Origin of the sequence: Sphingomonas jatrophae (assembly GCF_900113315.1) — a bacterium.
GTDB classification, from domain to species: Bacteria; Pseudomonadota; Alphaproteobacteria; order Sphingomonadales; family Sphingomonadaceae; genus Sphingomonas_P; species Sphingomonas_P jatrophae.
The window spans coordinates 1,686,396-1,705,680 of record NZ_FOZG01000001.1 but is presented as its reverse complement, the minus strand read 5'-3'; the positions used below and the strand labels follow the sequence as shown (position 1 = coordinate 1,705,680).

The 19,285-nt window shown below is 69.8% G+C and carries 18 protein-coding genes; 10 read left to right on the top strand and 8 right to left on the bottom strand.

What is annotated here, in order from left to right; all coding sequences use genetic code 11:
- Positions 1 to 51: 51 nt before the first annotated feature.
- The gene (locus BM360_RS07990; protein WP_093313125.1) at positions 52 to 327 is read right to left on the bottom strand and encodes a hypothetical protein; all 276 of its coding nucleotides are present in this window, start codon (positions 325 to 327) and stop codon (positions 52 to 54) included.
- Between the two features lie 146 nt (positions 328 to 473).
- Positions 474 to 1,121: a TetR/AcrR family transcriptional regulator gene (locus tag BM360_RS07985; RefSeq protein ID WP_093313123.1), complete on the bottom strand. Its 648-nt coding sequence runs from the start codon at positions 1,119 to 1,121 to the stop codon at positions 474 to 476.
- Between the two features lie 101 nt (positions 1,122 to 1,222).
- Between BM360_RS07985 and BM360_RS07980 the strand changes: the two genes are divergently transcribed.
- Genes BM360_RS07980 through BM360_RS07970 form a run of 3 tightly spaced genes read left to right on the top strand, consistent with a single transcriptional unit; the run spans position 1,223 to position 4,446 of the window.
- On the top strand, positions 1,223 to 2,362 hold the full coding sequence (locus tag BM360_RS07980) for an LLM class flavin-dependent oxidoreductase (RefSeq protein ID WP_093313121.1): 1,140 nt from the start codon (positions 1,223 to 1,225) through the stop codon (positions 2,360 to 2,362).
- Positions 2,363 to 2,377: 15 nt separating this feature from the next.
- Positions 2,378 to 3,307 carry an alpha/beta hydrolase gene (locus BM360_RS07975; RefSeq protein WP_207544544.1) on the top strand — a complete coding sequence of 310 codons (930 nt, stop codon included), beginning with the start codon at positions 2,378 to 2,380 and terminating at the stop codon, positions 3,305 to 3,307.
- Positions 3,304 to 4,446, top strand: a complete 1,143-nt coding sequence (locus tag BM360_RS07970) for an epoxide hydrolase family protein (RefSeq protein ID WP_093313119.1) — start codon at positions 3,304 to 3,306, stop codon at positions 4,444 to 4,446. The genes BM360_RS07975 and BM360_RS07970 overlap by 4 nt, the downstream gene beginning before the upstream one ends.
- Before the next feature lie 9 nt (positions 4,447 to 4,455).
- Here the strand turns inward: BM360_RS07970 and BM360_RS07965 are convergent, their stop codons facing one another.
- Genes BM360_RS07965 through BM360_RS07950 form a run of 4 tightly spaced genes read right to left on the bottom strand, consistent with a single transcriptional unit; the run spans position 4,456 to position 8,297 of the window.
- Positions 4,456 to 5,292, bottom strand: a complete 837-nt coding sequence (locus BM360_RS07965) for an SDR family NAD(P)-dependent oxidoreductase (protein ID WP_093313117.1) — start codon at positions 5,290 to 5,292, stop codon at positions 4,456 to 4,458.
- A gap of 12 nt (positions 5,293 to 5,304) precedes the next feature.
- Positions 5,305 to 6,279 carry an aldo/keto reductase gene (locus BM360_RS07960; RefSeq protein WP_242653360.1) on the bottom strand — a complete coding sequence of 325 codons (975 nt, stop codon included), beginning with the start codon at positions 6,277 to 6,279 and terminating at the stop codon, positions 5,305 to 5,307.
- 52 nt (positions 6,280 to 6,331) lie between these two features.
- Positions 6,332 to 7,339 carry a zinc-dependent alcohol dehydrogenase family protein gene (locus BM360_RS07955; RefSeq protein WP_207544543.1) on the bottom strand — a complete coding sequence of 336 codons (1,008 nt, stop codon included), beginning with the start codon at positions 7,337 to 7,339 and terminating at the stop codon, positions 6,332 to 6,334.
- Positions 7,340 to 7,397: 58 nt separating this feature from the next.
- A complete protein-coding gene (locus BM360_RS07950; RefSeq protein WP_093313113.1) occupies positions 7,398 to 8,297 on the bottom strand; it encodes a LysR substrate-binding domain-containing protein in 900 nt (299 codons plus the stop codon).
- 104 nt (positions 8,298 to 8,401) lie between these two features.
- On the opposite strand from BM360_RS07950, the gene BM360_RS07945 reads away from it, so the two are divergent.
- Together BM360_RS07945 and BM360_RS07940 are read left to right on the top strand one after the other, a co-directional pair.
- Complete coding sequence (locus tag BM360_RS07945) at positions 8,402 to 9,181, top strand: SDR family oxidoreductase (RefSeq protein ID WP_093313898.1); 780 nt, start codon at positions 8,402 to 8,404, stop codon at positions 9,179 to 9,181.
- A 66-nt stretch (positions 9,182 to 9,247) separates the two neighbouring features.
- A complete protein-coding gene (locus BM360_RS07940; RefSeq protein WP_093313111.1) occupies positions 9,248 to 10,420 on the top strand; it encodes a benzoate/H(+) symporter BenE family transporter in 1,173 nt (390 codons plus the stop codon).
- A 31-nt stretch (positions 10,421 to 10,451) separates the two neighbouring features.
- Here the strand turns inward: BM360_RS07940 and BM360_RS07935 are convergent, their stop codons facing one another.
- On the bottom strand, positions 10,452 to 12,377 hold the full coding sequence (locus BM360_RS07935; RefSeq protein ID WP_093313108.1) for an AI-2E family transporter: 1,926 nt from the start codon (positions 12,375 to 12,377) through the stop codon (positions 10,452 to 10,454).
- 143 nt (positions 12,378 to 12,520) lie between these two features.
- On the opposite strand from BM360_RS07935, the gene BM360_RS07930 reads away from it, so the two are divergent.
- The 5 genes from BM360_RS07930 to BM360_RS07910 all read left to right on the top strand — a co-directional run bounded on the left by BM360_RS07930 (position 12,521) and on the right by BM360_RS07910 (position 17,323).
- Entirely contained in the window at positions 12,521 to 13,132 is a 612-nt protein-coding gene (locus BM360_RS07930) for a hypothetical protein (RefSeq protein WP_093313106.1), read from the top strand.
- Positions 13,119 to 13,481 carry a transcriptional regulator gene (locus BM360_RS07925; RefSeq protein WP_093313104.1) on the top strand — a complete coding sequence of 121 codons (363 nt, stop codon included), beginning with the start codon at positions 13,119 to 13,121 and terminating at the stop codon, positions 13,479 to 13,481. The genes BM360_RS07930 and BM360_RS07925 overlap by 14 nt, the downstream gene beginning before the upstream one ends.
- A gap of 86 nt (positions 13,482 to 13,567) precedes the next feature.
- Positions 13,568 to 15,331, top strand: coding sequence for a linalool dehydratase/isomerase domain-containing protein (locus BM360_RS07920; RefSeq protein ID WP_131819214.1), 1,764 nt, complete (start codon positions 13,568 to 13,570; stop codon positions 15,329 to 15,331).
- Between the two features lie 10 nt (positions 15,332 to 15,341).
- The gene (locus BM360_RS07915; RefSeq protein ID WP_093313100.1) at positions 15,342 to 15,854 is read left to right on the top strand and encodes a diacylglycerol kinase family protein; all 513 of its coding nucleotides are present in this window, start codon (positions 15,342 to 15,344) and stop codon (positions 15,852 to 15,854) included.
- Positions 15,851 to 17,323 carry a B12-binding domain-containing radical SAM protein gene (locus BM360_RS07910; protein ID WP_093313896.1) on the top strand — a complete coding sequence of 491 codons (1,473 nt, stop codon included), beginning with the start codon at positions 15,851 to 15,853 and terminating at the stop codon, positions 17,321 to 17,323. The genes BM360_RS07915 and BM360_RS07910 overlap by 4 nt, the downstream gene beginning before the upstream one ends.
- On the opposite strand, the gene BM360_RS07905 is transcribed toward BM360_RS07910, so the two are convergent.
- Positions 17,230 to 19,161, bottom strand: coding sequence for an ATP-binding protein (locus tag BM360_RS07905; RefSeq protein WP_242653359.1), 1,932 nt, complete (start codon positions 19,159 to 19,161; stop codon positions 17,230 to 17,232). The genes BM360_RS07910 and BM360_RS07905 overlap by 94 nt on opposite strands.
- Positions 19,162 to 19,285: the final 124 nt, after the last annotated feature.

The following is a 19,285-nucleotide window of genomic DNA, read 5'->3' as shown; positions in this document are numbered from 1 at the left end:
GCCCTCGGGCAAGTCGTGAACGTCAGCGGCAGCGCGCGGTGCGCCGCCGGCTCACATGCGGCGGTGCTTGCCGCCGTAATAATTGCCGATGAAGCTGCCGATCTTCGCCATTTCCGAGGCAGCCGCATTCGCGCTGACGGGGCAGCAGGGCAGCGCGCCCTTGTCCGCTTCCTTGGCGCGCGCGGCCACACGGTCGCACAGATCCTCGATGTCGGCGCGGGTCAGAAGATTCTTCTCGCGCAGGATGCACAGCAGCGACTGGAGGATGATGAGGCTTTTGTCGCCACTTTCATCGTCGCTCGCCTGCAGGGCGTTCAGGTTTGCCATGGGCCACTCTCCGTTTGAAACGCATTGTAAACGAAGCAAAGCGCTACGCAAGCCCATGTCAGTTTCGCATCGGCCATGCTGATGCGCGTGGCAGGATTCCGGCGGCGCCCGGCAGATCCATGCTGACAAACGCGTCGGCAGACGCCTCAGCCGCTCCGCATTGGATCGCTGTCCAGTATCCCCGCCACCATCGCGCGGGCATCCTCCGCCACGATGGGCAGCGTCAGCAGGGCGATGCCGTAGCGCGTGCAGACGCCCCAGCCGTGCGCGTCGATCCGTCCCTCAGACCAGTCCAGCATCGACCCCACGATCATGTTCATCAGCGAGCGGGCATAGAGATCGACACGCGCGCCCGCACGAAACCCGCCCGCCGCCTCCGCCGCGGCGACCAGCCCCATCCAGAAGTGCACGCCCGGATCGGCATCGTCGCGGTCGGGCGGCGGATCGCTCTCCCCTCGATAGACCGCGCGGTGCAGCGCACGGTGGAAGTGCGGCCGCGCGTCGAGATCCTCGGCGATCAGGCCAACCGCGTCGAACAGGCGGGCCAGCGGATCCCCTGCGTCGGCCGCCAGCCGCGCCTCCAGCCGCTCGCGCTGGTCGACATAAAGGGCGGCGATCAGGTCGCGCTTCGATCCGAACAGATTGTAGGGCGTGGCGTGCGCGACGCCTGCACGCTGCGCCAGCTGCCGCATCGACAGGTCGCCATCGGCAAGGATGGTGCGCGCGACATCGAGCAAGGCCTGCCGCCGCGCCTGCTTGGCCGTTTCCCGCCGCCCCTGAGTCGCCTGGTTCATCGTCCGCCCCCGTAGCGCGGGATGCCGTGCTTGCCGAAGATTAGAACGCGGTATAACCTTCTTGCCGACTCAGGTAAAATGAGCGGCAGGGGAGAGGCAGCATGAAATTCTCCGTGTGCTTCGAAGCGCAGATGGTCGACACGTCGCGCGAGAGCGAGCAGCGAACCTTCTACGAAGCGGTCGAGCAATGCCTCTATGCCGAGGAGATGGGCCTCGACGGCATCTGGGCGGTGGAGCATCACGCGCTCACCCAATATTCGCACATGTCCGCGCCCGAGACGTTCCTCGCCTTCGTCGCGGGGCAGACCAAGCGCATCCGCATCGGCCACGGCGTCGTCTGCCTGCCGCCCAAGATGAACCATCCGGTAAAGGTGGCCGAGCGCGTGGCGACGCTGGACATATTGTCGCGGGGGCGCGTCAATTTCGGCATCGGCAAGGGCGGCACGCAGCAGGAGGCGGGCACGTTCGGCTATGACCTGGCCGAGCTGCAGCCGATGATCGACGAGAGCATGTACCTGATCCCCAAGATCATGGTCGAGGATGAGATCGAGCATCACGGCACGCACATCGACATTCCGCGCCGGCCGATCCATCCCAAGCCCTATCAGCAGCCGCATCCGCCGATGTTCATGGCCTGCACGCGCGAGGAATCGCTGCGCACCGCCGGATCGCGGGGTCTGGGCGGCATGATCCTCGGCTTCAACTCGCCCGAGGAGACGGCGGAGCTGAACGCGGTCTATCGCAAGGCCTTTGCGGAGCGCGATCCGGCGGCCCAGGTCGGCTATTTCCCCAACGAATGGCTGGCGGTCGGCTGCCCGATCATCGTCAGCGACGATGGCGAGAAGGCGCGGCGCATCGGCTTCCGTGGCCAGCGCTTCTTCGCGCAGGCGATCCACTACTGGTATGGCGGCGGGCCGAAGCCCGAGGTCGAGGATGCGTCGGCTGACCAGCATGCCGAGGCGGTGAAGCGGGCGGAGGAGGCGACCGTCGCCTATCTCAACGAAGCGAAGATCCCGGTCACGTCGGCGGCGACCTCGATGTACAATCTCGACCATGCCTATGGCACGCCGGCCGACGCCATCGCCAATATCGAACGGCTGGAGGCGGCGGGCGCCGACGAGTGCCTGATGCTGATGCAGATGGGCACCGTGCCGCACGAGGCGATCATGGAGACGCTGCGCCATCTGGGCGAGACGATCATCCCGCACTTCCGCAACAAGGACCGGCGCGCCGCCGCCTGACCGGGGAGAAAGGCCGTGCCGCTCAGCACCGCCGCACAAGGCTTGCTCGACCAGATGACGGCGCATGCGCCCGACTGGAAGACGATCAGCCCGCTCGACTTCCGCGCCATGTCCGCCGCGATGGTGCGCCCGCCCGAGGCGGCAGACCGGGTGGTGACGCAGGATCTGGATGCGGACGGCGTGCCGGTGCGGCTGTTCCGCCGCGACGACGCGGAGCAAAGCGAGCCGGTGCTGCTGTTCCTCCACGGCGGCGGCTACATCGCCTGCTCGGTCGACAGCCATGCGCGCTTGTGCAGCCGGCTGGCGCGGCTGGCGGGGTGCGCGGTGGTGTCGGTCGAGTATCGCCTCGCGCCCGAGCATGTCTTCCCCGCCGCGGTCGAGGATGCGGACCGTGCGCTGGCGTGGCTGGCGCGGGAAGCGGCGGGGCTGGGGCTGGATCCGGCGCGGATCGCGATCGGTGGCGACAGTGCGGGCGGATCGCTGGCGACGGTCGCGGCGCGGCATGCGCTGGCGCAGGGCGGACCCGCGCTGGTGGCGCAACTGCTCATCTATCCGGGCACCGACCTCGTGCTGGAGACGGAGTCGCGGCGGCTGTTCTCGGACGGCTATTTCCTCGATTCCGATTTTTCGAAGCTGTGCATCAATGCCTATGTGCCGGAGGCGGCGGACCGGACGCATCCGGATGTCTCGCCGCTCAGGGCGGACTCGCTCGCCGGATTGCCGCCAGCGACGATCCTGACCGCCGAATGCGATCCGCTGCGCGACGAGGGCGAGGCCTATGCGGACCGGCTGCGCGCGGCGGGCGTCCCGGTCGATTACCGCATGTATCCGGGCACCTTTCACGGCTTTGCCAGCATGTTCGGCATCCTGCCCGAGGCCGATGCCGCGCTGGCCGACGCCGCGGCCGCATTGGCAAGCGCATTTCAGGGGAGCAAGCCGCAATGACCGTCCGCCCGTTCAGGATCGACGTGCCGCAGGCCCGGCTCGACTGGATCGAGCGCCGGCTGGCGGAGGCCGAATGGCCCGACCGTCCGGAGGGCGATCCGTGGCACTATGGCGCGAGCGTGGATGCGATGCGCGATCTCGTCGCTTACTGGCGCGACGGCTATGACTGGCGCGCACGCGAGGCGGCGATGAACCGCCTGCCCCAGTTCCTCGTCGATGTGGAGGTGGACGGGGTTCCTTACGCGATCCACCTCGCCCACCTCGTCGGCAAGGGGCCGTCGCCCAAGCCCGTCATGCTGCTGCACGGCTGGCCGGGCTCGTTCGTCGAGTTCCTCGATGCCGCCGAACAGCTGGCCGATCCCACCGCGCATGGCGGCGATGCGGCGGATGCGCTGAGCGTCGTCATCCCCTCGCTGATCGGTTACGGTTTCTCGTCCAAGCCGCGCAAGCCCATCGGGCCGCGCACCATCGCGCGGGCGATGGATCAGGCGATGGCCGCGCTCGGCTATACGGATTATGTCGCCCAGGGGGGTGACTGGGGCTCGTCCGTCTCCGGCTGGCTGGGCTATGAGGGGCAGGGCTGCTCCGCCATCCACATCAACTTCACGATGGGCTGGACGCGGCCCGACGCGCAGCCCGAAACGGACGAGGAGAAAGCGGCGGCGCAGAAGCTGGCGGACGTGTGGCGCACCGAAAGCGGCTACATGGTGCTCCAGTCGACCAAGCCGCTCAGCCTGTCCTACGCCATGTCGGACAGTCCGCTCGGCGTCGCGGCATGGCTGGTGGAGAAGTTCCAGACCTGGTCGCAGCTGAAGGATGGCGACCTGTGGTCGGTCTATACGCGCGACCAGATCCTCGACAACATCATGGTCTATCTGGCGAACAACACGTTCGGCACCGCCTCTTGGCTCTACCGCGGCGTCTATGACGAGCCGGTGCCCGCCGGCGCGCGCGTGACCAAGCCGGTGGGTGTCGCCAACTTCCCCGGCGAACTGGCGCTGTTCCCGCGCTCCACAGTGGAGAAGAGCTACAACGTCGTGCGCTGGACCGACATGCCGGCGGGCGGCCATTTCGCCGCGATGGAGCAGCCGGCGCTGTTCGTCGAGGAGCTGCGGGCCTTCATGCGGACGCGCGGATAGGGGGCGGGCTCAACCGTCCATGTGCGCCTTGAAGGCATCGGCATAGTCCGGGTGCCAGCGGGACAGAGCCGGGCGGTTCTCGATGATGTCGCCGGCGCTCCAGGCGATGCGGCGCTCGTCCATGGCGCGTGTGACGTCATGATCGGGGCAGAGGATATAGAAGTCGCCTGTCGCCATGCCGGCGAGCATGAAGTCGGCCACTTGCCCGGCCGTCCACGCGCCGGCGGGCTTTTCGGCGATGCCGCGGCGGCGGCTGAAGCCGGTATAGGTGAAGCCGGGGATCAGCAGGTGCGCGCTCACGCGCCCGCCGGTTTCGAGCAGATCGTGCGCGAGGCTCTCGGTCAAGGCCTTCAGCCCGGCCTTGCTGACATTGTAGGCGGTGTCACCGGGCGGCAGCGTGATGCCCTGCTTGGATCCGGTGTTGACGATGGCGCAGGGCCAGTCGGCGGCGAGCATGTCGGGGAGGAAATGCTGCACGCCGTAGAGCGCGCCCATCAGGTTGGTCGCGAGCGTCCGCTGCCACACCTCTGCGCCCGCAAGGATGCCGCCTCCGCCCTCGCGCCCGGCATTGTTCATCAGCAGCGATACCGGGCCTAGCGCATCGGCTGCGCGCTTGAGCTCGGCGATCTGCGCGGGTTCGCTGACGTCGGTACGCAGTGTCTCCACCTGGGCGCCGCTCGCGCGGAGCTGGGCAGCCGCGGTCCCCAGCGCCGCCTCGTCGATGTCGGCGAGGAGGAGGCGCATGCCGGCCGCGGCCAGCCGCTCCGCGACGGCAAGGCCGATGCCGCTCGCGCCGCCGGTGATGACGGCGGTGCGGCCGGCGGCGATGGCGGGCTGCTGGTCCATGGTCTCGCGTCCTCAGTTCGGCGTGGGGGCGTTGGCGGGGATGAGCTGTTCGTGGCGCAGCTCGTCCCACAGCGCCGAGGGAATGGTCGCAGCCATCAGCCGGGCATTAACCGCGACCTTTTCCGGCCGCTTGGCGCCCGGGATGATCGCGGCGACCACCGGGTGCGCGGCGCAGAACTGCAACGCAGCCGAGCGTATGTCGGCGCCGTGGCGCTCGCACACCGCCGCGATCCGATCCCGCCGCACGACCATTTCGGCGGGGGCATCCTGATATTCGAAGGTGCGGCCGCCGGCGAGCAGCCCCGAATTATAGGGTCCGCCGACGACGACATGCACGCCGCGCTCCGCACACATCGGGAACAACCGGTCGAGCGCGGGCTGGTTGAGCAGGCTGTAGCGGCCGGCGAGCAGGAACACGTCCGGATCCGCCACCTCAAGTGCGCGGATGCACGGCTCGGTCAGGTTGACGCCGAGACCCCAGCCCTTGATCACGCCCTCGTCGCGCAGCCGGGTGAGCGCGCGGAAGGCGCCGCTGCGCGCCACCTCGAACTGCTCCTGCCACGCAGGTCCGAGATGGTCGGCGGCGAGATCGTGGACGAAGGCGATGTCGATCTGCGCGAGACCGAGCCGCTGGTAGCTGTCCTCGATCGAGCGCATCGTCGCATCGTAGGAATAGTCGGCCTCGACCCGGAAAGGCAGGCCATCGACGAACGGTCCGTTGTCCGGCCGGCTGGGATCCGGCCGCAGCAGGCGGCCGACCTTGGTGGAAAGGGCGAACGCCTCGCGCGGATAGCGGCGCAGCACGTTGCCGAAGCGATGTTCGGAGAGGCCGCTGCCATAATGCGGCGCGGTGTCGAAATAGCGCACGCCGCTGTCCCACGCGGCGACCAGGGCAGCCTCGGCCGTCTTGTCGTCGATCGCCTCGAACATGTTGCCGAGCGGGGCACCGCCGAAGCCGAGCGGGCCGGGAGGGGCGAAGTGGGTCACGGCAGCGTCCTTGCAGAACAGGGGAGGTGAGGGAGGCGTCGGGCGGGGACCGTCACCACTCGATCCCGATCTTGCCGAAATGCGCGGCGCCAATCTCGTAGCGGAAGGCATCGGCAAGCTGGTCAAGCGGGAAGCGGCGGTCGATCACCGGGCGGATGCCGCCGGCGTCCAGCGCGCGCACGAAATCCTGCTGCTCGCGCCGGCTGCCGACGATCAGGCCCTGCAGCCGCGCCTGCTTGGCCATGAGGGCCGCCGTCGGCACCTCACCCGCAATGCCGGTCAGCACGCCGATCAGCGAGATGTGCCCGCCCACGCGCACCGCCTCGATCGACTGGGCCAGCGTGCCGGGGCCGCCCACCTCGACGACATGGTCCACCCCGCGGCCGCCAGTCCAGTCGCGCACGGTGCGGCCCCATTGCTCCACGTCGCGGTAATGGATGCAGTGGTCGGCGCCGAGATCGCGCGCCCGCTCCAGCTTCTCGCCCGAGGAGGAGGTGATCGCGACGGTCGCGCCCATCAGTTTGGCGATCTGGAGCGCCCAGATGGACACGCCGCCCGTGCCGAGCAGCAGCACCGTGTCGCCCGCCTTGAGCTTGCCATCGACGACGAGCGCGCGCCATGCGGTGAGGCCGGCGGTGGTGATGGTCGCCGCCTCCACCGCATCATAGCCGCGGGGCGCGTGCGTGAAGGCGGTGGCGGGCAGCACGACATGGCCCTGTGCGAAGCCGTCGATGCCGTCGCCGGGCGTGCGGCTGAAGTCCCCGGCGATCGGGCCGCCATCCTGCCAGTCGGGGAAGAAGCAGGAAACCACGCCGTCGCCCACGCGAAACTCGGTAACGCCGTCGCCCACCGCCTCGACCACGCCGCCGCCGTCGGCCAGCGGGATGCGGCCGTCTGCGGTCGGCATCCGGCCGCTTGCGACCCCCAGATCGTGGAAGTTGAGCGAGCTGCCGTGAAGCGCCACGCGGATCTCGCCCGGCCCCGGCGTGCCGGGATCGGGGCGATCCTCAAGCACCAGCCGATCCAGCCCGATCGGGGCGCGCAACACCATCGCCTTCATGCTCGACCTCCGTCACACCCGGCCGCCTCAACGCACGAACAAGCGGCGGCTTTCCGCATCACCTGCCGCTTGTTCGCGCGCGGGCGAGATCGATCAGCGCGCGGGCGGCGGCGGAGGCGTTGCGCCGGCCCGGATAGTAAAGGCACAAGGGGGCCAGCGGCGGCGTCCAGTCCTCCAGCAGGCGGACGAGGCGGCCGGCGGCGAGATCGTCGTGCACGTCGGATGCCATGGAATAGCCGATCGCCAGCCCCTCCAGCGCGGCGATCCGGACGAGGCTCGGCTCATCAAGGATGATCGGACCCGCGACGTCGAGCTGGAGCGACTGCCCGTCCTTCTCGAACTGCCAGCGATAGATGGCACCGTTGGGCAGGCGGGCACGGATGCAGGCATGCCGCATCAGGTCGTCGGGGACGAGCGGCGTCCCGTTAGCGGCGAGGTAGGCGGGCGACGCGACCACGGTATTGCTGCGCGCGGCGCCCAGCGGCACCGCGATCATGTCGCTCGGCACGAAGTCGCGCGCCCGGATGCCGAAATCGAACCCTTCGGCGACCACGTCGACCAGGCGGCCTTCGGTCACCAGATCGATCGTCACCTGCGGATAGCGGCGGAGATACTCGAGCAGCAGCGGCGCCAGCACCTCGCGCGCGGCAGTGGCGAAAGCGTTGATGCGGAGCACGCCCGACGGCACCGCCTGCTGCGCGCGCGCGGCGTCCATCGCCGCGTGGATGTCCCCCAGCGCCGGGCCGACCTGTTCGGTGAAGCGGCGCCCCGCATCCGTGAGCGAGACGCTGCGCGTGGTGCGATTGAACAGCCGCACGCCGAGATCGCGCTCCAGCTTGGCGATGCCGTTGCTGAGCGCGGTAGTGGAGAGGCCGAGATCGAGCGCTGCGGCGCGAAAGGATCGGTGCCGCGTCACGGCCAGCACGGCATCGAGCTCGATCAGGCCTGATCGCGGCATTGTCCCGATCTCCACGATGTTTCGTCCCGATCTATCCCGATTATCGCAACGAAGGTCCACGCCTAAGTTCCGGCCTGTCCACACCAGACATGAAGGATCGTGCCATGACCCCGTTCATCGACCTCACCGGCAAGACCGCGCTGATCACCTCCGGCACGCGCGGGGCGGGCGCTGCAACCGTGCGGCTGTTCCGCGATCTCGGCGCGCGCGTGCTGACGACCGCGCGCAGCCGGCCGGACGACGTGCCCGCCGAGCTGTTCGTCGCGGCGGACCTCGCCACTGCGGAAGGCTGTGCCGCTCTGGCCAGCGCCGCGCGCGAGCGGCTGGGCGACATCGACATCATCGTCCACATGCTCGGCGGATCATCGGCGCCGGCGGGCGGCTTCGCTGCACTGGAGGACGAGCATTGGGAGGATGAGCTCGACCTCAACCTGCGCCCCGCCGTCCGGCTCGACCGCGCGCTGGTGCCGGCGATGGTGTCGCGCGGGCAGGGTGTCGTCATCCACGTCACCTCGATCCAGCACCGCCTGCCGCTGCCCGAGGCGACCACCGCCTATGCCGCGGCCAAGGCCGCGCTCTCGACCTACAGCAAGAGCCTGTCCAAGGAGGTGTCGCCGCGCGGGGTGCGCGTCGTGCGCGTGTCGCCCGGCTGGATCGATACGGAGGCCACGGGCGCCTTTGCCGAGAGGCTGGGCGCGCAGGCGGGCGGCGATGCCGAGCTGGGCAGGCGGATCATCATGCAGTCGCTCGGCGGCATTCCGATCGGCCGTCCCGCCTCGCCCGACGAGGTGGCGAGCCTTGTCGCCTTTCTCGCCTCGGACCGTGCCGCCAGCATCACCGGGACCGAGCATGTCATCGACGGCGGCACCATTCCGACGGCGTAACATGCCGGGTTGATCCGGTGGAGGGTGGCGGGCAGGAATGACCGCCCGAGAGACGAGACCCGCCTTATGCGCGCCACCCTGCCGCCGCCATCCGCCTGGACCTCCGCCCTCGTGGCCGCTGCCGTGGGGTTCGGCGGCACGATCGTGCTGGTCGTGCAGGCGCTGCGCGCGATGGGAGCGTCGGTGGAGCAGGCCGGATCCGCCGTGACGGCACTCTGCCTCGCCATCGCGGTGCCGGGCGCGCTCCTGTCGCTCCGGCTGCGCGTGCCGGTGGTGCTGGCCTGGTCGACGCCCGGCGCCGCGCTGCTCGTCACCTCGCCGGCCGTGCCGTGGCCGGTCGCGTGCGGCGCCTTTGCGGCGGCGGGCCTGATCGGCGTGCTGGTGGGCGCGGTGCCGCTGCTGGGGCGGCTGGCGGGCGCGATCCCGCCGGCCATCGCCTCGGCCATGCTGGCGGGCGTGCTGCTGCCCTTCGGCCTGCGCGCCTTCAAGGAGGCGGGGGCCGATCCGCTGTTCGTGCTGGTGCTGGCGGCGACCTTCGTCGTGGGGCGCGCGCGCTTCCCGCTCTACGCGCTGCTGATGGTGCTTGCGGTCGGCGTTGCGCTGATCCTCGGGCAGGGGAGGGTCGGCGCGCTGCCGCCGGGGGCCACGTTCGGCACGCTCATCCCGGTGCCGGTCGCGTTCGACGCGGGCGCGCTGGTCAGCATCGCGATGCCGCTGTTCGTCGTGACCCTGGTGTCGCAGAACCTGCCGGGGATCGCCGTGCTGCGGGTCGCCGGCTATACGCCGCCGCCCCGGCCGTTGCTGGTCGGCACCGGCCTGGCAAGCGTGGTGGCAGCCCCGTTCGGCGCGCATGCGGTCAACCTCGCCGCGATCACCGCCGCGATCTGCACCAGCGCGGAGGCGGATCCCGACAAGGCGCGGCGGTGGCGGACGGGCCTGATCTATGCCGCGCTCTATCTGCTGCTGGCGATCTTCTCGCCGCTGCTCGTCCGCGGCTTCGTGGCGCTGCCGCCGATCGCGATCGCGGTGCTGACCGGGCTGGCGATCATCCCCGCTCTGCTCGGCGCGCTGGAGGCGTCGCTGGCCGGGAAGGAGCATCGCGATGCGACGATCCTGACCCTGCTCGTCACCGCCTCCGGCGTCACCGTGCTGGGTATCGGATCGGCCTTCTGGGGCGTGGCGGCGGGCCTGGGCGCGATGGGGATCACGCACCTGCTGCGGGGGCGGGCATCGGCCTAGCTGGCTACGGTCGGCCAGCGCGAGCCCATGTTCAGGCCGCGACCTTCGCACTGTTGTCGTGCGACTGATCGAGGCACGCCTCCACCGCCGCGCGGAGCGACCCGACATAGAGATCGGCCCCCAGGGCCTTCTGGATCTGCTGGTCGCTCAAGGCGGCTTCGCCTTCGGGCCACAAGCCGACCAGCACCGGCACATTGCCGAGCCGCGACCGTATCCGGCGGACGAGATAGCGCAGGTGCGAGGGCGAGCCGCCAATCTCCAGGTAGGACAGGCACACGATCTTGACGCCCGTGGCGTCGAGCGAGGCGATGCCGGCGCGCGACCCTGCCTCGTGCCCGACCCGGCGCACCCCGAAGCCCCGCTTGGCCAGCAACTGCGCGAGCATTGCCGTGACCGCATCGTCGAGCACGCCCCGTCCCGCAACGCAGAGGACGGCGCCCTCATTCCGCCACTCGGCGGGTGCCTCGGGCAGGCTCTCGGGCGTGGTCTCGACGAACCCGACGACATTCCCCGGCGTCGGGCTCAGCGGCTTGTCCGTCGCGGTGGTCGCCTGCGCCGTGTCGTCCGCGTCAGCGAGCTCGTCGATCAGCACGAGCATGGACTCGACCACACCCGTCGCGCGGGTCCGGTCGATGGCGCCGCGCGCCACGTCCGCCGCCGCCAACTTCAGCGCGGCCAGCGCCACCTCATCATAATAGGCCGTCAACGAGCGTTCCTTGAGCTGCGTCTCGGCCTGATCGAGCGCCTCTTCCGGATCGTCGGCGAGCATGCGCTGGTAGAAGCTTTCCACGGGCGTCAGCGCCGGACGGTCGCCGAGCAGCACGTCGAGGAATTCCAGACTGGGTATGTGGCGGCCGAGGACGACGAGGCACAATGTCAGCGGCATCGACAGGACGAGGCCGACTGGGCCCCAGATCCATGTCCAGAACACGGCGGCGAGCACGACCGACAAAGGCGAGAGGCCCGTCGAATGGCCGTAGAGCAAAGGCTCGACCACGTAGCCGATCACCGGCTCCAGCACGATGAACAAGGCCGCCACCATCAGCATCATCGACCAGCCGGGATCGACGCCGGCCGCGATGGCGAGCGGAAGCGCAGCGCCAAGCAGCGCGCCGATATACGGCACGAAGCGCAACACCCCGGCGAGGATCCCCCACAGGGCCGGCACGGGCAATCCGATGAGCCACAGGCCGATGGCGACCACGATCCCGAAGCTGGTATTCACCGCCAGTTGCGACAGGAAATAGCGGCTCAGCCTGCTGCCGGCATCGTCCATGGCGGCGGTGGTGCGGTGCAGGTCGGAGGAGCCGAACAGCCGGATTAGGCGATCGCGCAGATCCTCCTTCTGCATGAGGATGAAGATGGCGACCACCAGGACGATCACGAACGTCTCGAACGGCCCCACGACGGGCTCGAGATAGCCGCCGACCTGCGTCAGGACCGACGGCTCGGACTCGACGACGCGGACCTGAAGGGGGTTGGCACGGGTGCCGCGGACGATGTCCGGGTTGATCGGGGCGGCGGCAGGGCGGGGGCCGGCCGGGGCGAGCACCGAGAGGCGATCCACGACGAACGCCTGCGCGCGATCGATTTTCGTCTGGATGGTCGCCGCATAGCGTGGCGCGTCATCGGCAAGCGAGGCGGCCTGCATGCCGACGAGCGTGCCGATGCCGCCCAGCGTGGTGAGCGCTCCCAGCACGGCCAGCAGGATGGCCGGACCCCGCGGCAGGCGCAGCCGCCGCAGAAGCGCCACGATGGGCGACAGGACGAAGGACAACAGCACGGCCAGCGTGATCGGGATCAGCACGTCGCGCGCGAAGAACAGCCCCGCAATCACCACCACAGCGACCGCAAGGCCAAGCAACCCCGTGATGCCGGGCACCTGCGCGGCGATCACCGTCGCGCTCGCACCCTCGCCCTGCTCGGCAGGCGAGCGCCTCGTCACGTCCAGCTTCATCGTCTCGCCTCCCTGTCGGACACGCAACGAGGCAAGCTGGCAATCGTGCCGGGGCCGGCATGGGACCATTCAAATGCACAGTTCGATCGTCGCTGTTGACCGGCGAGCGGCAGGATGGCACTTTGCATTGCAAAGGGGTCGGCATGAGCGAGATAGATCATGCGCTGTCGCAACTCGCCTTCATTCAGGACCGGATGGCGGCCAGCACCCGCTTTCGCGGGCTGGCGCCGGTCGCCGTCGCGGGAACGGGCGTGCTCGCGGCCGCGGTCGCCGCGGCGCAGTCGCTGGGGTTTGCCGGCGGACACGATGCTATCGGCTTCGTCCTCAGCTGGACGGTCACCGCAGTGGCGGCGGCGGGGCTGATCGGCGTCGAGGCGCTTGACCGGGCGCGACGGCTGCATGCCGGCATGCCGGATACGATGCTGGCGGGCACGCTGCGTCTGCTGCTGCCGTTCGGCGCTGTCGGCGCGGTGGCTACCCTCGTCATCGTGCAAAGCGCGCCGCAGGTGATCTGGATCCTGCCCGGCCTGTGGCAGCTGTTGATCGCGCTGATCGGATTTTCGGCGGCGGGCACGCTGCCGAAGGCGATCATGTGGCCTGCCGGCTGGTATTTCCTGTGCGGCACCGCGACCCTGCTGATCGCCGCGCGGAGCCTGTCGGCCACGCCCTGGATGATGGGCGTGCCGTTCGGGATCGGGCAGATCCTGGTCGCCGTCATTCTCCACCGCGCGGGAGGGCGGGATGGCCGGCGATAAGGCGCCCTTCGCCTATGAAGGTCTCGACCGCCTGTTCCACGAGCGGGCCCGGCTCGGCATCGTCACGTCGCTGGCGGGGCACGCCGAAGGCCTGAGCTTCTCCGACCTGAAGGTGCTGTGCGGGCTGACCGACGGCAATCTCAGCCGTCACCTTCAGGTGCTCGAGGAGGCGGGACTGGTGGGCCTCGACAAAGGCTATGCCGGGAAGCGCCCGCACACGCGCTGCTTCCTGACCGAAGCGGGGCGGGAGGGCTTCGCCGCCTATCTCCAGGTTCTGGAGCAGGTGCTGCGGCGGGCGCGGGAAACGGCCAAGCGCGGCGCATTGCTCCGGAAAGCGAGACAGGCGTGATGGCGGCTGCCTTTCATTTGCCCATCTACTCTGCATCGCAAAGCTGCTTGCCGTTGCAGGACGCGGCGAAGCGCCGGCGACGGTTCGTGCTGGCCTTGGCGATGGTGGCGCTGACCGGCGCTGCGCTGGCCTGTGCGGCACCGGTGACGGGATTGCGCGTGTTCGGTCTGGGGCTGATCGCGCCCGGTGCAGGCTTTCTCGCACCTTTGCTTGCCGATGCGCCGATGCCGCTCGGCGCATGGCTGGCCTCGGGCCTCAGCCTCGCTGTGTTCGGCCTGGCGCTGATCCTGTGGTTCGGGACCGGCAACGTCCTCGCTCCGCCGCTCGGCTGGCTCGGAGCGGCGCTCCTTGCCGCGGTGACCGTCGATGCTCCGCCGGTCGATGCCTACAATTCGGCTGTCCTCGTGCTGGCGTGGCTTGCCGTGCCGGCGCTCAGTCTGGCGCGGCTGCCAGCAAGACCGCAATCTGCCGGTCTGCCGCCTGTCTCATGCCCTGCTCGTCCCCGCCCGCAGGTGCCGGAAGAGTTGCTGCCTGACACGCTCGCGCTCCAGCGACTGCTGCTGGATCGCGCCCTGCAGCCGATCGCGGCGTTCGAGGGGTTTGAATGGCGCGACCAGTTTCAGACCGCCGCGGTCCGCTATCAGGTCAACTTCATCAGCTATGCGCTGTCGCTGGTCCAGGCACACCAGCTGCCGGCATTTTCCGGCTATATGGTCGAGGCGCAGCACCGTCTGCTCGCCAAGCAGAGCGACCCGCGAATGTGGCGCTATTGGCGGCTGGAAAGTGCCTGGGGTCATCTGCGCCCGGCGCACGATCCGGTGCCGCGCGACAACATCATGTATTCGGGCTTCGTCCTTGCGCAGATCGCCTTGGCCGAAGCGGTGGCAGGTCGTTCGCTGGCAGGAGCAGACGGCCATCTCGACCTCGCGCTGCCAAATGGGCGCACACGCTATGACAAGGCCGATCTCGCTCGCATCCTCGCCGATCAATATGACCGCGCGCCGTGGGGGCTGCTCGCCTGCGAGCCGGGCTGGATCTACCCGCTGTGCAACCTGCTCACCGGCGTCGGGCTCCGCACCGCCGATGCCGACCGTTGGGCGGCCGTCGCGCCGCGGATGCGTCGGGGGCTGGACGCGTTCACCACCCGCGACGGCCGGCTGGTGCCGTTCCGCTCGACGCTGACCGGGCTCGGCCTGCCGCCCGCAGGCGGGATCGTGATGCAGGCCTTCCCCTGCCTGTTCCTGAGTGCGCTCTATCCCGATCTCGCCCAGCTTCATTGGGGCCGCGTGCGCGCCGCGCTCGACAGCAAGCCGTGGCCGCGGCTGTTCTGGCCGGTCGATGTCGGCAATTACGGCTTCTCGCGCGCGTCCAGCCTTGCCGCGAGTGCCGCCGCCGCGGTCGAGCTGGGCGATGGCGCGGCGGCCGCGGCGATGCTGGCCATGCTCGACGCTCGTTGCCCTGCGCGGACGATCGACGGCGTGCGACACCGCCCGCGCGCCTCGCTCTGGGCGCACGCGCTGGAGCTGGCCGCCCGGTGCAATCGACCGGGCGGGCTGGCGGCCCTGGCGGGGGCAGGCGTGACCGGTCGCGACGGACCATGTCTTGCGCATGCGGACTATCCTGACGTGCTGGTCGCTGGCGCAGTGGCGGAGGTGGGCGCGCTGCGCCTCGTGCTCCATCTTGCCGGCGGGCGGCCGCACACGATGCGCCTCGCCCGCCTGCGGCCCGAGCGGCACTACCGGATCGAGGGGGACGCAACCGGCTTCGTCAAGGCGGACGGCAGGGGCGAAGCGGATCTGGTCATCCAGGGCCAGGGACGAACCGTGCTGCTGATCAAGCCAGTGATCTGAGGAGACGGACATGGTGTGCTGCGCGCTTCTCGCAGGGCTGCTGGGCCTGCTCGGCTGGCCGCTCCGGCGGTGGCGGCTGCGGCCGTCGCCGCTGGCGTGGCGGCCTCATGCTGCCGCGCCTGCACCGGATCCCCGCTTCTCCGCCTCGGCCCGGCTGGCGAGCTTTCGCTTTGCCTGGGCAGGGCTGCGCTGGCTGGTCCGCAACGAGCCCAACGCCCGGCTGCACCTGATCGCGGCCGGGCTGGTCTTGGCCGCGGGTGCCGTGCTGCACGTTTCGCTTGCCGACTGGCGCTGGCTGATCCTCGCCACCGCGCTGGTGTTCGCAGCGGAGGGCCTGAACAGCGCCATCGAGCGGCTGTGCGACCACCTTCACCCAAAGCGTCACCCCGCCATCGGCACGGTCAAGGATGTCGCGGCGGGCGCGGTGCTGGTCTGCGCCACCGCCGCCGCGCTGATCGGGGCGGTGACGCTGCTGCCCTATCTCCACACCACCATGCCGATGTGCGGGAGCGCGACGCGATGAAGGTCAAGATGATCCTGCCGGCGCTGACCGAGGCGAAGAGCCCGTTCTGGCGCCCGATCAAATATTCGCTGTTCCCGCCGCTCGGCCTGGCGACGCTGGCGTCCTTCCTCTCGCCCGACGACGACATCGATCTGGTGGACGACCATGTCGAGACGGTGCGGACCGACGACCGCCCTGACCTCGTCGTCATCCAGGTCTATATCACCAACGCTTATCGCGCTTACCGCCTCGCGGATCATTACCGTGCGAAGGGCTGCCATGTCGCGCTCGGCGGGCTGCACGTCACCTCGCTCCCCGACGAGGCGGCGGTGCATGCCGACACGATCTTCATCGGCCCGGGCGAGCAGACCTTTCCGCAATTCCTGGCCGATCTGCGCGCGGGCCGGGCCGAGCCGCGTTACACCTCCACCGCCGGGCGCACGATCCACGGCCTGCCGCCGATCCGCCGGGACCTGATCAAGCGCAACCGCTACCTCGTGCCGAACTCGATCGTGGTGACGCGCGGCTGCCCGCAGCATTGCGACTTCTGCTACAAGGACGCCTTCTTCGCGGGCGGCCGGTCCTTCTACGCGCAACGGGTCGACGAGGCGCTGGCGGAGATCGAGCGGCTGCCCGGCCGGCACCTCTACTTTCTCGACGATCACCTGCTTGGCGATCGGCGCTTTGCCGAGGGGCTGTTCGACGGCATGCGCGGCATGGGGCGGCTGTTCCAGGGCGCGGCGACCGTGGACAGCGTGCTGCGCGGCGACCTGATCGAGCGCGCCGCGGAAGCGGGGCTGCGCAGCCTGTTCGTCGGGTTCGAGACGTTCAGCCCGGCCAATCTCGCCGCCAGCAACAAGAAGCAGAACCTGGCGCGCGACTATGCCGCGGTCGCGCGGCGGCTGAGCGACCTCGGCATCATGATCAACGGCTCGTTCGTGTTCGGCATGGACGATGACGGCGAGGACGTGTTCGATCGCACCGTCGACTGGGCTGTGCGCCACGGCATCACCACCGCCACCTTCCACATCCAGACGCCCTATCCGGGCACGCGGCTCTACCAGCAGATGAGCGCGCAGGCGCGGATCATCAGCCACGACTGGAACCGCTACGACACGCGCCACGTCGTCTATCGACCCGCGAAGCTCAGCCCGGAGACCCTCAAGGCCGGCTATGACCGCGCCTATCGAGACTTTTACGGCTGGGCCAACATCGCCCGCGGCGCGCTGTCGCATGACAGCGCCAAACACCAGGCCAAGCACTTCTTCTATGCCGCGGGCTGGAAGAAGTTCGAGCCTTTGTGGGATCTCGTCATCAAGGCACGCCGGCTGGGCGTGATGACGCCGATGCTGGAGGCCGTGCTGTCGCGCGTGACGCGGCAGCACGGCCCGTCCGGTCAAAAGCCGATCGGCACCCCCGTCTCCGGCTTGGCCGCGGCCTCCAGCGCCAGCCGCTCGACCAGCTCCTCGGCGTCGCTCACCGGCGCGTAGCGGAGCTGGCGCGAGACGACCGCGAAATCGCCGGGCGTGAGATTTCGCAGGTCACCAAGGCTGGCTGGCGCGCCCACCGCGAAGAACCGCTCGAAGGCACGCGCCGCCGCTGCACGGCCGAGCGGCCGCAGGCGCAGCTTGAACACGAAGCGCCGCAGTGTCGCCGGATCGAGCGAGCCCGGATGATTGGTGGCGGCGATCACCGGCAGCGGGTGGCGATCGAGCCAGGTGAGCATCTCGTTCACTTGGCCGACCTCCCAGCTGGCGCGGGCGGTCGTGCGATCGAAGAGCAGCGAATCCGCTTCGTCGAACAACAGGACGCTGCCCTGCTGGCGCGCTTCGGCGAAAGCCCCGGCGATCTGCGCTTCCGTCTCACCGACCCACTTGGACAGGAGATCCGACGCACGCTTGATGAGCAGCGGGCGATCGAGCGCGCGGGCGAGATGGTGCGCCGCCGCCGTCTTGCCCGTGCCCGGCGGACCGGTGAGGAGCAGCGTGAAGTCCGGTTCGTCCAGCGCCGCCATCCGCGCGAACAGGGGGGCAAGCGGCACATCGCTCTCGAACAGGTCGAGATCGATCGAGTCCGCCAGGCCGATCGGCAGCTCGCGCCCCCGCAAGGCGCGGACCAGCGCCTCGGCCGAGCGCACACCGCCATCCGCCTCGCCCGCCAGCCGCGCCGCGCGGGCGGAGACGCGCAGCACCGTGGCCGCCTCGGGCGCCACATCGAGCAGCCCGTCGAAGCGGGCGCCCGGCGTGACCCGCTCGTCCGCCGCCACCCGCTCCAGCATCCGCAGCCCGGTGCGGCGGGACGGCAGATCGAGCTTCAGCACGAAGCTCATCCGCCGGACGATGGCGTTGTCGATGTTGCCGATGGCGTTGGTGGTCCAGATCACCGGCACCGGATTGGCCTCGAGCAGGCGATTGACGAAGACCTTGCTGCCCTCGCGATGCGCGAACCAGTCACCGGCGCTGGGCCGGGCATCCCCGATCAGATCCTCCATCTCGTCGAACAGCAATGCCGCGTTGCCGCGCCCCGCCAGCAGCCGCTGCGCGACGCGGAGTGCAGTGAGGCGCTCGAAGCGGTTGGGCTCGTCGCCGTCCTCGTCCGCCTCGCCGACTGCGTGCAGCGCCAGGCCGGTAGCGGCGGCCAGCGCGCGGGCGAGCTCGGTCTTGCCGGTGCCGGGCGGGCCGTGAATGAGGATGTTGATCCCCTCCGCGCCCTCGGTGGCGGCCCCGCGCAGCAGGCGGACGAGGAACTCCGCGTCGGCGACGTGCGCGAAGTCGTCGAGGCCGAGCGTCGGCGGCTGCCGGTACCCGGCGAGCGTGTCGAGGACATCCTCTGGATCGGTGGAAGCCCGGTCGAGCAGGCGCGTCAGCATCCAGTCGACCTCCGTCTCGATCCGGCCCTGCCGGTTCGCGACGAAGCGCACCAGACGAAGCCGGAGGACGGGGCTGCGTCGTACGGCGGCCTCGGCATCGTTCGGCGCGGCGCCGGCAATCTCGCCGAGCAGCATCGGCAGGTCATGCCCATGCTCCACCGCCAGACGCGTCAGTGCCGCGACGCGCGGCAAGCGATCGCTGGCCACCATCAGCGACAGCAGCGCGGCATCGAATGGCGCGAGCGCCAGCAGCCGCGCGAGTTCGTCGGCAAGCAGCAGAGCCTGCGGCCTGCGGTCGGCGCCTGGCTGCGCGGCATCGACTGCGGCGAGCAGCTCCGCCCAGCGCAATTTGGTCGAGGCGCGGCCGATCACCCAAGGCGCATGTGGCTGCAGCCATGCGCGCACCGCCTTGGCGAGCGGCGCGGACGCGGCCACGCCGCGCCCGATCCGGAGCAGCATGCTCCGGACGATCCCATGTTCGTCCATGATTGTCCCACAAGTCTCGTCGCGCTGCGTGCAATCCACGCCAGCGGAATTGTTCTGTTCTGATCGATCGAGGTGCTGCGGCAGCCTTGCCCATCCG